Source organism: Acinetobacter sp. YH12251 (assembly GCF_013417465.1).
Lineage (GTDB): Bacteria > Pseudomonadota > Gammaproteobacteria > Pseudomonadales > Moraxellaceae > Acinetobacter > Acinetobacter amyesii.
The window spans coordinates 398,729-413,571 of the sequence record NZ_VPDZ01000002.1; the positions used below are offsets into that span (position 1 = coordinate 398,729).

The following is a 14,843-nucleotide window of genomic DNA, read 5'->3' on the forward strand; positions in this document are numbered from 1 at the left end:
CGGGGAGCTTATCTTGTATTTGATGAGTTACGATCATATAGACGTTGTAATGATATAAATTTGATTTAAATTAAAGATCTTTTGTCATATTTGATTGTAGATATCGATTTGAATGCTAATACGAATATGAAATATTTTTGTACTTGTCTGAAATCTATTGTACATGGGTGGATATAGGGAGAATCAGCGTTAAAACAGTTTTAGTATGTATAGCAGTATTTCGACTTAAATTTTTGCTTTGCATTGAAGATGCCTAGAAATAAAAAAAGATAGAGTAAAACTCTATCTTCTTTAAAAAAATACAATTGGCTTCAGAGGGGCAGTGGAAGTAAAACTAAAAATTAAACTAATCACTGTGATCAATTTGACTGAAAACATGAAATATTGTTTTGCCCAAATTTGATCATCTTCAGCTTTGAATCCTTGAATGGTCAGATAAATCCAATAAAGACTTAAGGCATTCAGGACAATCATATAAATCCAATTTGCATAACCAAAAAAGAATAAACCATTCATGGTCATGCAGAACAAAAACACATAAACCAAAGACTCAACTTTGGTACGGTGAATTGAACGAGCTACAGGTAAAATTGGAATTCCTGCATTTTTGTAGTCATCAAATCGGTAAACTGCAATTCCCCAAGAATGAGGCATTTGCCAAAATGCATAACCAATAAAAATCAGTAATGCACCTAAATCAAACTGGTTTGCAACAGCCGTATACCCGATTACAGGTGGCGCTGCGCCAGAAAGACTGCCGATAATGGTTTGATGGATTGTTGTTCGTTTTGTCCATAAGCTATAAAAACCAACGTATACGACAAAACCAATAACAGCAAAAAGAAAAGCGTAAGCATTTACCCAGAACCATAAAATGCTAAAACCAATTACACCTAAAACTAAAGCAAAAACTAAAGCAACAGGAATCGAAATTGATTTTTTTACCATCGCACGATTTTGTGTGCGTTGCATTTTTGAGTCGATGTCTTGGTCAATAACGTTATTGACAACACATCCAGAAGCGACCACAAAGAGGGTGCCTAAGAGGGTAAGAAGCAAAAGGAGGAAATCTACAGAACCTTGGGCAGCTACAAAGTAGCCACCCAAAGCGGTAACAAAGTTACCAAAGAGAATTCCTGGTTTAGTCAGGAATAAATACTTTTTCAGCATGACGACCAGTTTAGATCATCATGTTGAAGTGAAGGTAGTTCATAATCCACACAGAACCTACTAAAAGGATAGCAATTGTGAGGATTGTATAAACAAATGCAATCACGTTCCAGCGTTGCTCTGAAGAAGAGTTCATATGCAGGAAGTAAACTAACTGAATAAGAACCTGAGCAACCGCAGTAATCGCGATTACGGCAACCAATAGACCACGGCTAAAACCACCTGCCATTACCATACCGAATGGAATTACGGTAAGTAGAACAGAAAGGATAAAACCGATTGTATATTGTTTAACGTTACCGTGAGCTGCACCAGCAGAGTTATGATCGTGACTCATTAGATAACTCCCATCAAGTAAACAACGCTGAATACACAGATCCAAACGATGTCAAGGAAGTGCCAGAACAAGCTTAGGCAAGCAAGACGACGAGTGTTTGGAAGTGTCAAACCATATTTCTTGATTTGGAACATCAACACAAGCATCCATACCAAACCAGAAGTTACGTGAATACCGTGCGTACCAACTAAAGTAAAGAACGCAGATAAAAACGCACTTGTGCTTGGGCCATGACCAGCATGAACTAAATGATTGAACTCATAAAGTTCCATGCCAATGAAGGCTGCACCAAATACCCAAGTAACTGCTAACCAAGTTAAAACTTGACCAACATTTTTCTTGTATGCTGCAAGAACAGCAAAACCAAAAGTTACAGAAGAGATAAGAAGGGCGAAAGTTTCAGTTAAAACGAAACCTAAAGATTCACCAAACAGCTCTTGTGCACTTGGCGTACCCACTGGAACGTGGCTACTTAATACAGCGAACGCGATGAAGAGTGTCCCGAAAAGAACCAAGTCACTCATCAAGTAAGTCCAGAAACCAAAGACAGTGATGTCAGTATCATCGTGATGATGATGTTCGTCATGTCCGTGGTTGTCGTGATGAAGTACTTCAGCCATTGTCTTAGTCCTTCTTCAAATGTTTTTCAAGAAGCGCGTAGCGTTCATTTTCAATACGTTCAACTTCTGCAGCTGGAACATAGTAGTCAACTTTCTTAGTGAAAGAAGAAACGATGAAGCTGATAATTGAAGCAATGAAAGTTACAACGACTAACCACCAGATATGCCAGATTAATGCGAAGCCCATAACTGTAATAAACATTGCAATTACGAAACCTGCCGCACGGTTTGTAGGCATATGGATGTCTTCGTATGTAGTTGGCTTAGCGTAAGCAACACCATTTTCTTTGTCAGTCCAGAAAGTATCAATACCATTGATCTTTGGAAGATAAGCAAAGTTATAGAATGGTGAAGGAGATGAAGTAGCCCACTCAAGAGTACGACCATCCCAGATATCGCCAGTAACGTCCATGTTGTCTTTGCGTTGAAGGAAACCAACAACGATTTGCATAACAAAACAGAAGATACCGATAGCAACCAATACAGAACCAAATAAAGCGATCGCTAAGTACGGATCCCATTCAGGGTTGTCATATGTATTCAAACGACGAGTCATACCCATGAAACCAAGGATATAAAGTGGCATGAATGCAAAGTAGAAACCGAAGAACCAGAACCAGAACGCTGCTTTACCCCAAGTTTCATTCAATTTCCAACCAAACATTTTTGGCCAGTAGAAAATGATACCCGCGAACATCGCGAACACTACACCACCAATAATTACGTTATGGAAGTGAGCGATAAGGAATAAAGAGTTGTGTACTAAGAAGTCCGCTGGTGGAACTGCCATTAATACGCCTGTTAAACCACCAATACCGAAAGTCACAAGGAAGCCAAGTGTCCAAAGCATTGGAGTTGTATAGGTGATGCGGCCCTTGTACATGGTGAATAACCAAGAGAAGATTTTCACACCAGTTGGGATCGCAATGATCATGGTCATGATACCGAAGAACGCGTTAACGTTGGCACCAGCACCCATTGTAAAGAAGTGGTGAACCCAAACAACCAGTGAAAGAACACCAATTGCTACAGTTGCGTACACCATAGATTTGTAGCCGAACAACGCTTTGCGTGAGAACACAGCAGTAACTTCTGAGTAAATACCAAAAGCAGGTAATACCAAGATGTAAACTTCTGGGTGACCCCAAGTCCAAATCAAGTTTACATATAACATTGGGCTACCACCCATGTCATTTGTAAAGAAGTGGAAGCCGAAGTAACGGTCAAGTGAAAGCATTGCAATAGTCGCAGTCAAAACTGGGAAAGTTGCAACGATAAGCACTACAGTAACTAATGCAGTCCAAGTGAAAATAGGCATGTCCATAAGTTTCATGCCAGGCGCACGCATTTTGATGATGGTAACGAAGAAGTTAACACCAGTAAGAAGCGTACCTAGACCAGAAACCTGAAGTGCCCAGATATAGTAGTCTACACCTACGCCTGGAGAGTATTCGATGCCAGAAAGTGGAGGGTAAGCCATCCAACCTGTTGCAGCGAATTCACCAATTGCAAGAGAAGCCATCATCAAGCCCGCAGCGCCGGCGAATAACCAGAAGCTAAGAGAGTTTAATAATGGAAATGCTACGTCACGTGCACCAATTTGAAGTGGTACAGCAACGTTCATTAAACCAACAACTAGACCCATTGCTACGAAGAAGATCATGATTACGCCATGGGCAGTAAAGATCTGGTCATAGTGTTCTGGGTGTAAGTAACCTTCACCGCCACCTTTTGCAAGGAACAGTTGAAGACGCATCATAATCGCATCGGCAAAACCACGCACAAGCATGACAATTGACACGAGGATATACATGATACCAATTTTTTTATGGTCTACAGATGTGAACCATTCGTTCCACAAGTAGCCCCATTTTTTAAAGTAGGTGATACCAGCAACAATTGCGATACCGCCAAGGATCATCATTGCAACAGTAACCAACACGATTGGGTCGTGTGGAATTGCATCTGGTCCTAACTTACCTAATAAGCTCATGTCTTATTCCCCTGCAACAGTCGCATGTTCAACGCCTGCATGAGCTTCAGAAGCAGCAGCTTCGTGTCCAACAGTAGCTGTATGATCAGCACCGTGGTAGTTGCTCATGTATTTGTTAATCACTGATTCGAACAATTTAGGTTCAACTGAAGAATAGTAAGTCACTGGGTGTGGCTTAGTAGGGTAAGGCTTCATTGCTTCAGCTAGAGCCTTCTCTTCAGGAGTAGTTGCTTTGGCAACTAAAACTTCGATCTGGTGTTTAGAACGGTTGCCGTCACGTAAGGTTGCAAATTCAGCTTGGTCTAAAACAGTTTTTTGAACCGCTTCAGGATTAACTGAAGAACCATTACCAGCTTTAACAGCAGAAACCCATTCAGCAAACTGAGCATCAGTCACAGCATGTGCACGGAAGCGCATTTGTGAGAAGCCATAACCTGAATAGTTAGAAGAGAAACCACGGAAGCCTTCAGCAGGACTAGTTTCATCAGCTAATAAGTTCAAGTGAGTTTGCATACCTGCCATAGCATAAATCTGACCACCTAACGCCGGAATGAAAAATGAGTTCATTGTGAAGTTAGATGTTAAACGAAGGCTTACAGGAGTTTTCTCAGGGAAGCGGATCTCGTTGACAGTCGCGATGCCTTGTTCAGGGTAGATGAAGATCCATTTAAATTGTTCAGCAATAACTTGAACAGTTAAAGGAGCTTTATCTGACTCGAGTGGACGGTAAGGGTCATACTTGTGGGAACCCCACCAAGTTAACCAAGCTAAAATAGCGATAATAATTACGGGAATACCCCAAACTACAACTTCAATTGCAGTCGAGTGTGCCCATGTAGGTGCATAGTCTGCATCTTTATTTGACGCGCGATATTTCCAACCAAACCAAAGAGCCATAAGTGCTGATGGAATAACTACCAACAACATTAGGTAGATCGCAGTAAGCATGAGGTTTGACTGACCTTCAGCAACTGGACCTTTTGAGTTTAGAAGTACCATATCACCACCACACCCAGTTAAGAGTGCAGCGATCGCAGATAAAGACAATACAGCTAAAATTGTTTGTCTCATTTTACAACCTCGGTGAAGAGTCCCATTCCCTAATTTTTAAAATTGGGATAGCGAATAAAGTGTCGCATGATTGTGATTTTTCAGATATGAAAAAAAGTTCACAATGATGTGACACCGCTACGTTGTAGGGCATTATGCCTGATATCGGCAAACTAAGCTATACATAAAGATGCTTTAAATGACTGTATTAAAACCCTATTTTGTTGGTCGGGATTGTGTTTTTTTTATCTGAATTTTTTTTTAATTTCAATGTAATGCACAAAAAAGGGATGAGAAATTCATCCCTCAATAAAAGTGAAAGTTATTGGTTTATTACCTTGGTTTTTGCTAACTTGTCATGCAAAGTTTGACGCTTTTTGCCGAAAATAAAAACGGAATCAATGATTGCACTTAAAGGCATCGATAAAAAGTTCAGAAAAATAAATAAAACACTACGTAAAGTGAAGCCACGCATGAGGTTTACAGGTTGGCTGGTTTCAGCATCTACGATTTTAATTTTGGTGATTTTTTTACCAATACTTTGACCAGATTTAGCAATCAAATACGCTTGAATGAAAAGCATAATGAAGAGGTAAGCAAACATTGCAATCCAAGCTTGGTTGGGAAACATCTCAACCATTTGTGTTTGTAGTGCTTGTAAAACATTAGGGTCTGCATTTGGGGTCATCACAGCTTGCATAAACTGTTCATTTAGATTGGCAAATTGTGTCTTTTCACTTGGATTAAAAAATGCCGTTAAGATAAAAGTAGCAGGTATCCAAAGCAGTAAATCAACGATCTTAGCCAAAACACGTTTAGGAATACTGGCTAGGCTTGTTTGCAATTGTACAGCCTGAGGTTGTGTATAGGTATTTGATGGCGTAGTTGTAGTTTGATTTGATTCGAATGCTATCGGTGCTATATAACCTGCAGGCATATAAACCAACTGACCTTGAGTGAGTTCACCCAAAGCTTTCCATTCGGTCATACCTTGGTGCCAAACCAAGTCCGTGAGTAACACTTGTTGGCTCGCGAGCATTTGGTTAAGTTGTTCTAAGGTATAGGGACCAGCTTGTTGGTTATTTCGTGCCAAGTAAATCTGCATAAAACTAAAATCTCAAAAAACGTCTGTAAAAGTATAAATAAAAAAAAAGACCCACATGTGGGTCTTTTTTTAACACAGTTTATTAAGCTTGTTGAGCTTTTTCTTCAGAAAGGAAGAACCAAGTGTCTAATACTGAGTCTGGGTTAAGCGAAACAGACTCAATGCCTTGTTCCATTAACCATTTAGCTAGGTCAGGGTGATCTGAAGGGCCTTGACCACAAATACCTACGTATTTGCCAGCTTTACGACAAGCATGGATTGCCATAGAAAGAAGTGCTTTAACGGCTGGATCACGTTCATCAAATAGGTGAGAAACGATACCAGAGTCACGGTCTAGACCGAGTGTTAACTGAGTTAAGTCGTTAGAACCGATAGAGAAACCGTCGAAGTGTTCAAGGAACTGTTCAGCCAATAATGCGTTAGTTGGAAGTTCACACATCATGATCACTTTAAGACCGTTTTCACCACGTTTAAGACCGTTAAGCGCTAACAATTCAATAACACGTTTCGCTTCAGCAACAGTACGTACGAAAGGAATCATGATTTGAATGTTCGTTAAGCCCATTTCGTCACGTGCTTTTTTCAGTGCGCGGCATTCAAGTTCGAAGCAGTCACGGAAATTGTCAGACACATAACGGCTTGCACCACGGAAGCCAAGCATTGGGTTTTCTTCTTCAGGTTCGTATAACTTACCACCGATTAAGTTTGCATATTCGTTTGACTTAAAGTCAGACATACGAACAATCACTGGTTTGTCAGCAAACGCTGCAGCAAGTGTAGAAATACCTTCAACTAGTTTTTCAACATAGAATTCGATAGGAGATGCATAACCCGCAGTACGTGACATTACAGCAGCACGAGTTTCACGTGGTAGGCTGTCAATATTAAGCAATGCTTTAGGATGTACGCCGATCATACGGTTGATGATGAACTCAAGACGAGCAAGACCAACACCTTCGTTAGGAATTTGAGCAAAGTCAAATGCGCGGTCAGGGTTACCTACGTTCATCATAATTTTGAACGGAAGTTTAGGCATAGATTCGATAGAATTACGTTGGATTTCAAAGTCCAAAGCACCTTCGTAAATAAAGCCTGTGTCACCTTCAGCACAAGAAACAGTCACTTCTTGACCGTCAGTCAATACTTCAGTCGCATTACCACAACCTACGATTGCAGGAACACCAAGCTCACGTGCAATAATCGCAGCGTGACAAGTACGGCCACCACGGTTAGTGACAATCGCAGCTGCACGTTTCATTACTGGTTCCCAATCTGGGTCAGTCATGTCAGATACAAGTACGTCGCCGTCTTGAACTTTGTCCATTTCTTTGATCGAAGTCACGATACGAACGCGACCAGAACCAATACGTTGACCGATTGAACGACCTTCACAAATCACATTACCTTTTTGTTTAAGCAGGTAACGCTCCATTGTGCCTACGTTTTGGCGGCTCTTCACAGTTTCAGGACGTGCTTGAACGATATAGATTTGGCCATCATCGCCATCTTTCGCCCATTCGATGTCCATTGCTGAACCGTAATGGTTTTCAATGATCAATGCTTGTTTAGCAAGTTCTTGAAGTTCGTGGTCATTTAAAGCGAATTGTTGGCGATCTGCTTTTTCAACGTCTACAACAACCACTGACTTACCTGCAGCGCCTTCTTCACCATAAATCATTTTTTGGTGTTTAGAGCCAAGGTTACGGCGTAATACAGCGTGTTTGCCTGCATTTAAAAGTGGTTTAGATACATAGAATTCGTCAGGGTTAACAGCACCTTGTACAACCATTTCACCCAAGCCATAAGAAGCTGTGATGAAAACTGCGTCGCGGAAACCAGATTCTGTATCTAGTGTAAACATTACACCAGCAGCACCTGTTTCAGAGCGAACCATACGTTGAACACCAGCAGATAACGCAACAACGTCATGTGCGAAGTTTTGGTGTACACGGTAAGAAATTGCGCGGTCGTTATAAAGTGAAGCAAATACTTCTTTAATCGCAATAAGGACGTTGTCGATACCACGAATGTTCAAGAAAGTTTCTTGTTGGCCAGCAAATGAAGCATCTGGTAAGTCTTCTGCTGTTGCAGATGAGCGAACGGCAACCGCGATATCAGGGTTGCCGTTTGAAAGAGCTGTGAAAGCCTCACGAATTTCTTTTTCAAGTTCAGCAGTAAGCGGAGTGTCTACAATCCATTGACGGATTTTTGCACCGGTTTCAGCAAGTGCATTTACATCGTCAACATTGAGTGCAGCAAGTTCAGCGTTAATTTTAGCGTTTAGGCCACTTTGCTCGAGGAATTCACGATATGCTTGAGCTGTAGTAGCAAAACCACCAGGAACAGATACACCAGCATTTGCTAGATGGCTGATCATTTCACCTAATGATGAGTTTTTACCACCCACGAGTTCTACGTCGTGTTTCCCTAATTTTTCTAGACCAATTACGCGCGCTTCCAAAGTTGTTACTCCACTTTTGCAGTATTAATCACTATCTTGGCATGAAATTATAACAAATTACTTAGCATTCTAAATTTACTAAGTGACAGTCATGTAAGATGGTTTACTATAAAGATTATATAGCACTAAGACAAATTTTGGAGGAGAATTTTAATGTCAGAAGGTAAACAGATTCAGCGTAGTGTTTTCTTTGTTTCGGATGGTACCGCGATTACCGCAGAAACACTTGGACACTCACTGTTAGCCCAGTTCCCTCATGTAGATTTTGACATTCATATTATTCCATATATTACCTCTGAAGAAGCAGCTACAAATGTGGTTGCAGAGATCAATCTTAGAGCGCAGCAAGACGGTCAAAAGCCTTTGGTGTTTGATACCCTTGTAGACCCGTATGTACGTGACATTATTAATACTGCAAATGCGATAAATCTTGATGTTTTTGAAGGGCTTATTAGTAAATTGTCGGACGAGTTGGGTACAGCTCCTACGACTTTAGTCGGTCAAACCCATGCAGTTACAGATTCTGAGTCTTATAAAGCACGTATTGATGCGGTGCATTTTGCTTTAGATAACGATGATGGGGCACGTACTCGTCATTATGATAAAGCCGATTTGATTTTAATTGGAGTATCACGTTCGGGTAAAACACCAACTTCCATCTATCTCTCTTTGCAATTTGGTATTCGTGTAGCTAATTATCCTTTGACAGAAGAAGATTTGGATGACAACCGTTTACCTGCAGTTTTACGTGAGCACAAACATAAGTTGTTTGGCTTGATGATTGATGCAGAGCGCCTTGTAGCAATTCGTTCAGAGCGTAAGGCCAATAGTCGTTATGCAAGTTTTAGTCAGTGCCAAATGGAACTACGTGCGATTGAAGGTATTTATATTTCTGAGGGAATCAAATACTTAAACGTGTCTGAAATGTCGATTGAAGAAATTTCAACACGTGTTTTACAAATGACCGGACTGAAGCGTCGCATTGGTTAAGTGTAAATTGAGCCACTTTGGTGGCTCTTCTGATAATAATAAATTACCGTATAAATTATATAAAAATAGTATTAATTTCTGGTTTGTCATACTTTTAATGAATGATAAATATTTAAGATATTGATGAAAATTTTCCTCAATATTTAGACTTAAATTTTAAGCAATTTTTGCATTCATTTGTGTACCAATTCGATAAATTTCTTTGGATGGAAATTTATAAAATATCGCCAAATTGACAGCATGAATCTTTTAAAAGAATCCGTGTTTTGTTGTATTTTTATCTATGAATTAAGCCTGAATAATCCTCTTGATATGAGTTGTGTAAATACAAGATTTAGCTGATTTAGTTTAATATTTAATCAACTTTTCAAAAAATACTGATTTAACTGCTAAAAAAATAGGCAAAAAATAGAATAAAAAATAATCAAACAGTTGCTTTTGGATACTAAATATAAAAAAATGGCACCATTTATTTAATTGATGTGGGTGAAAAATAGTCAAATTAATAACATTCAGGCTCTAAACTCCGATATAAATTGATATTTAAACTGGATTTCAATCTGTTATTTTCCTATTAAATATAGATAACAATATAGGTAAATATCGGTTGAACATAAGCATCAATATAAATTTTTCAACTTACAGTTAAGGAGTAAATAGAGCTGTGTAAAAAAATAAGCACTGAAAAAATTATTGGTTTGACTAATCTTCTTATAGCTATATTGATCATAATTATTTCAAAGTTACACCTCTATAAACTCGCTCTATCTACAGGTGTAGTGCTGATGCATGATTTATGCAATAGAGCTGATAAAGCTATTTTCATTTATGGATTTTTAAGAATCCTTCGCCTTATCGAATGAAAGTATTCAATAAAGTAGGGGATCTACCAAAAGCCACCAGAGATGGCTATTGGTGTTGTGAGTTTTGATCAACTGGATAAATTTTAGTAAATGTCATGTGAAAATCATTTCATTGTAATTACTTTTCTTTAGGCTGGTTAGGTTCGCTGCGCACAATGACATCACACTCAAACGTATGCTCATCTAAAGCCGTGATTGAATTATTCTGAATATTCGCAATTGGCCAAGTATTTAAGATGCAGTTTGGCTGCTGTAATGCTGCATAATAATGATCAGATTTTAGGAAGGTTTTGTTCTGAATTGCGGTATTTGGACTGAGTAAATGTCTTAACCAATGGTTCGGCACTTGATCTTCTAAAAAGCGAATCGCCAAAATACTCTTAATACGATTGCTAAATAAACGTCGATTTTTTGCAATCAGTGGGTGCTGGATTAATTTATTCAGTAGACGTTCGGTGCGTGGTAAAACAAATTGCGGTTTGATTTGATAGACCATGATGTTATCTGCAACCTGACATAGATGATGTAATTCAGAGACCACATGCTGATCTATCCCAATAATGGCGATTTTTTGATTCTTAAAATCATAATCTTTGATCTGTTCTGAACTGATGATCGTTCCACGAAAGTGTTCAAAATCCTCTAGATGATTATTAAAAATATGGTGGGTTGCATCCTGCTTGTTGGCCATATTTATTCCTTGTCTTTTGTTTTTTTAGTTGAGTCTTAGATAGGAATATATTCTGTGATGGGCCAGTCGGGGTAAAGCGTTTTTTCAGTCTGATGAGTCATACAATTTGTCTAGAATTGATTTGCTTGGCCCTTGTCATTTATACATTTCTAGGATTGAACTGATTTTTTTATGCGTTGTAGTTCATTAACCGCTCAAGTAGATCGATAAAACAACGAGCGACCTGCATGAACAGCTTTTGAGATCTATAAATTTTGTGAGTTTTAAAGTGGTTCATCATCTGATGAGTTATAGTCAAGCTGACTCGTGGTTGAATGTTTAAGTTCGGGTTGGTCGGTATGTGTACGTAAATAGTCCATATCACGAATATTTTTTTGTACAGCAACTGCACCAAACAGACTCATTAGGAAAGCCATCATGTAAAAACCTTTTTCACTTAATGCCAGTTCAGCATTCCATAGACCAATGGCAAGAAGTACGAGGCAAATAATGACGGATGCCCAGCACAGTCCAAAGTAGATTGCAGTGACATGCATTCCTTCTAAACGGTCACGAATGATTTTTTGTAGTGAAACCGATGAAAATAATCCATAAAGCAATAAAATGAGATAAAAGCCTTTTTCATTCAACATCATATTTGCATTGAATAAACCTATGCAAAACACCACAGCGCCTAAGATCAGTGCACACCAACTTGCTGCGATAAATGCGGGTGTGGGTTTATTAATATATTGGCTCATCTGCTTATTTTTCTCTTTGTTTTGCTTATGTGTAATATTTATACAGCAATAAAAATGAGTAAAGCAATTATTTCGTTGAGGCAATGATGGTTTTTAAGTACAGGTTTGGTCGTTGTTAGCCGAAACCATATTATCTGTTGACTGCTATCCGTCTAAAGAGCCACAAAAGACGCAATCACAATTCTACCTTTAGACGGATTAAACGCTTGGATTAGATCATTAAGTTTAGAGTCTTAAGCGAGATCATTTTTGATTTGCATTAAACGCTCGAAGTTTTCAATGCGCTTATCGGTATCGTAAATGTCGCAGGTGAAAATAAACTCATCAACGTCATATTTGGTGAGTAGGTTTTCTAAACCTGTTCGAACAGTTGCATTTGAACCGACTTGTCCCATAGCGTAGAAATTATCAACAGACAGCTTTTCTGCAGCAGACCATAAGCCTTGCATACTGTCGACTGGAGCCTTGAGTTTTAAACTTTGACCGCGCATTAAACCTAAAACCCGTTGGTAAGCACTCGTTGCTAGATATTCTGCTTCTTCATCTGTTTCAGCAACAACCGTTGGTACGCCCATAGACACATAAGGTTGATCTAAATATTCGGATGCTTGGAAATTTTCACGATAGAGCTGAATTGCTTGTCCAAGCATGCGTGGTGCGAAATGTGAAGCAAATGAATAGGGTAGACCTAAACGTGCAGCGAGTTGTGCACTGAAAAGACTTGAACCTAAAAGCCATACAGGAACATGTGTATTTTGTCCCGGTGTAGCAATGATGCGCTGCTGTGGCTCAGGTGCTTTAAAGTATTGCAATATCTCAAGGACATCTTGTGGAAATTGATCTTCGGTTTCCTGACGGCCACGGCGTAAAGCGCGCATGGTGGTTTGGTCAGTACCTGGTGCGCGACCTAAACCGAGTTCAATACGGCCGGGATATAACGTTTCAAGTGTGCCAAATTGTTCAGCGACAACTAAAGGCGCATGGTTGGGCAACATAATCCCGCCTGAACCGAGCTTGATGGATTGTGTATTTGCTAAGAGATAACCGAGTAAAACCGCAGTTGCAGAACTTGCGATGCCGTCCATATTGTGGTGTTCGGCTAACCATAGACGTTCATAGCCAAGCTCTTCTGCTCTCTGCGCTAACTGGAGTGCATGTTTGAGTGAAAATTCGATGGTTTTATCATCTCGAACAGGTGCGAGTTCAAGTATTGAAAATTTTGTATCGGCTAGAGTACGCATGTTTTCTCTCAGAGATCTTTATATCGAAATAATACGATATAAAAAGCCTAATGTATATCGAATAAACTCGATATGGTCGTGGGGCGGTGTGAAAAGACAACTTTAGATATATCTAAACTTTTTTTATATACAAAAAAAGCACCCGAAGGTGCTGATTTTTTTCCATTGAAATATATCGATTAACGTTTACCGTTTTTGTACCAACCTAAGTGACGACCATTGTCTCCACGGTAGCCTCGGTCGTTGTAGCTATAATTATTGGTACGATAGCCACGGTTGTTATAACGACGGTCATAGCGATCATCATAACGACCATTATAACGGTCATCATAGCGACGGTCTTCAGACACTTTTTTACCTAGTGCAGAACCACCGGCTGAACCAAGTGCAGCACCGATATAACCACCGTTTGTGCCGCCCATGTTTTTACCTACGGTATAACCACCTGCGCCACCAAGTGCACCACCGATGATGGCACCATTACGGTCACGTTTGTTTGCCGATGCTGCTGCACCTGCACCGCCACCAATTGCTGAACCAATCATTGCGCCAGTTTGGCCGCCAACTTGGTTACCGATTGCTGCACCAACAACACCACCTAAAGCAGATGTTAATGCAGTATTGGTGCTATTACCTGCATGTGTTGCAGTCATAGTAAGTGCTGAAGCGGCAATTGCTGCACTGAATAGAATTTTATTAATTTTCATTTTTAAACTCCTTACGAAGCATGATGTTTATCTGTTGATATCAATATATGAAAACACATAGCGAATATTTGGAGCGTGTTGTGAAATAAAATACGTGTTCCGTTGCTGCAATGTAAATTTTGCACTTTATTTCTACATGATTGATGACTTGGTTGGAGGGAAGGCAAATCTAAATATTTATCAGGAGCAATAAATAAAGTTGTCTTTATCATTTGAAAAAAGGCGATACATAAAAAAAGCACCCGAAGGTGCTATTTTCACTATTCAATAAGGACTCACTAATTTTGAATTAGTGACGACGACGGTAACGTTTTTTGTATTTACGTTCTTGGTGTTTGTCGTAAGCTTTATCTTTAGAGATTTTATTACCTAGAGCAGCACCACCAGCAGCACCTAGTGCAGAGCCGATGTAACCACCGTTTGTACCGCCCATGCTTTTACCAACAGTATAACCTGTACCACCACCTAAAGCACCGCCGATAGCAGATTCTGTACGGTTGCGTTTATTACTTGCTACCGCAGCACCACCAGCACCACCAAGAGCTGCACCAATTGTAGCGCCGGTATTACCGCCCATGTTTTTACCAATTGCAGTACCTGCAACACTACCTAATGCACTAGCTGCAGCAACGCGTGTTGTACTATCTGCATTTGCAGACACAGTGAACATAGAAGCAGTTGCTAGAGTGGCTGTCATTAAAAGAGTATTCAGTTTCATAGTTCACTCCATGTCCTTCATAAACGCGAGGACTTTTTCATAATCATTTCGATGGCAGTAAATGTAACAAAACTATTCGCTATAAATATGGAGAGCTTTCTCTTTATTTGGTGATTTGAGTGTCTAGTTTGTATAAGTTTTATTAATATTGTGAAAA

General features: G+C 39.6%; 13 protein-coding genes. 1 reads left to right on the forward strand and 12 read right to left on the reverse strand.

Annotated features, from left to right (window positions below):
• Nucleotides 1-291: 291 nt before the first annotated feature.
• The 7 genes from cyoE to ppsA form a co-directional block, all read right to left on the reverse strand.
• The gene (cyoE, locus tag FTV27_RS02625; protein WP_180023503.1) at nt 292-1,170 is read right to left on the reverse strand and encodes a heme o synthase; all 879 of its coding nucleotides are present in this window, start codon (nt 1,168-1,170) and stop codon (nt 292-294) included.
• 10 nt (nt 1,171-1,180) lie between these two features.
• On the reverse strand, nt 1,181-1,507 hold the full coding sequence (locus tag FTV27_RS02630) for a cytochrome o ubiquinol oxidase subunit IV (protein WP_078188582.1): 327 nt from the start codon (nt 1,505-1,507) through the stop codon (nt 1,181-1,183).
• Nucleotides 1,507-2,127 (reverse strand): cytochrome o ubiquinol oxidase subunit III, encoded by a 621-nt coding sequence (cyoC, locus tag FTV27_RS02635; protein WP_078188581.1) that lies wholly within the window; start codon nt 2,125-2,127, stop codon nt 1,507-1,509. The genes FTV27_RS02630 and cyoC overlap by 1 nt, the downstream gene beginning before the upstream one ends.
• A 4-nt stretch (nt 2,128-2,131) precedes the next feature.
• Nucleotides 2,132-4,120, reverse strand: a complete 1,989-nt coding sequence (gene cyoB, locus FTV27_RS02640; RefSeq protein ID WP_078193968.1) for a cytochrome o ubiquinol oxidase subunit I — start codon at nt 4,118-4,120, stop codon at nt 2,132-2,134.
• Between the two features lie 3 nt (nt 4,121-4,123).
• A complete protein-coding gene (gene cyoA, locus FTV27_RS02645; protein ID WP_078193967.1) occupies nt 4,124-5,191 on the reverse strand; it encodes a ubiquinol oxidase subunit II in 1,068 nt (355 codons plus the stop codon).
• A gap of 301 nt (nt 5,192-5,492) precedes the next feature.
• Nucleotides 5,493-6,275, reverse strand: coding sequence for an RDD family protein (locus tag FTV27_RS02650; RefSeq protein WP_180076999.1), 783 nt, complete (start codon nt 6,273-6,275; stop codon nt 5,493-5,495).
• A gap of 82 nt (nt 6,276-6,357) precedes the next feature.
• The gene (gene ppsA, locus FTV27_RS02655) at nt 6,358-8,736 is read right to left on the reverse strand and encodes a phosphoenolpyruvate synthase (RefSeq protein ID WP_078193965.1); all 2,379 of its coding nucleotides are present in this window, start codon (nt 8,734-8,736) and stop codon (nt 6,358-6,360) included.
• 153 nt (nt 8,737-8,889) lie between these two features.
• Between ppsA and FTV27_RS02660 the strand changes: the two genes are divergently transcribed.
• On the forward strand, nt 8,890-9,726 hold the full coding sequence (locus FTV27_RS02660) for a pyruvate, water dikinase regulatory protein (protein ID WP_078193964.1): 837 nt from the start codon (nt 8,890-8,892) through the stop codon (nt 9,724-9,726).
• Nucleotides 9,727-10,707: 981 nt separating this feature from the next.
• On the opposite strand, the gene FTV27_RS02665 is transcribed toward FTV27_RS02660, so the two are convergent.
• From FTV27_RS02665 to FTV27_RS02685, 5 genes are all read right to left on the reverse strand, one after another.
• Nucleotides 10,708-11,280, reverse strand: a complete 573-nt coding sequence (locus FTV27_RS02665; protein WP_180077000.1) for a flavoprotein — start codon at nt 11,278-11,280, stop codon at nt 10,708-10,710.
• A gap of 263 nt (nt 11,281-11,543) precedes the next feature.
• Entirely contained in the window at nt 11,544-12,020 is a 477-nt protein-coding gene (gene yiaA, locus FTV27_RS02670) for an inner membrane protein YiaA (protein ID WP_180007913.1), read from the reverse strand.
• 233 nt (nt 12,021-12,253) lie between these two features.
• The gene (locus FTV27_RS02675; RefSeq protein WP_180077001.1) at nt 12,254-13,261 is read right to left on the reverse strand and encodes an LLM class flavin-dependent oxidoreductase; all 1,008 of its coding nucleotides are present in this window, start codon (nt 13,259-13,261) and stop codon (nt 12,254-12,256) included.
• 179 nt (nt 13,262-13,440) lie between these two features.
• A complete protein-coding gene (locus FTV27_RS02680; RefSeq protein ID WP_168377731.1) occupies nt 13,441-13,968 on the reverse strand; it encodes a hypothetical protein in 528 nt (175 codons plus the stop codon).
• A gap of 289 nt (nt 13,969-14,257) precedes the next feature.
• Nucleotides 14,258-14,686 (reverse strand): glycine zipper domain-containing protein, encoded by a 429-nt coding sequence (locus FTV27_RS02685; protein ID WP_078193959.1) that lies wholly within the window; start codon nt 14,684-14,686, stop codon nt 14,258-14,260.
• Nucleotides 14,687-14,843: the final 157 nt, after the last annotated feature.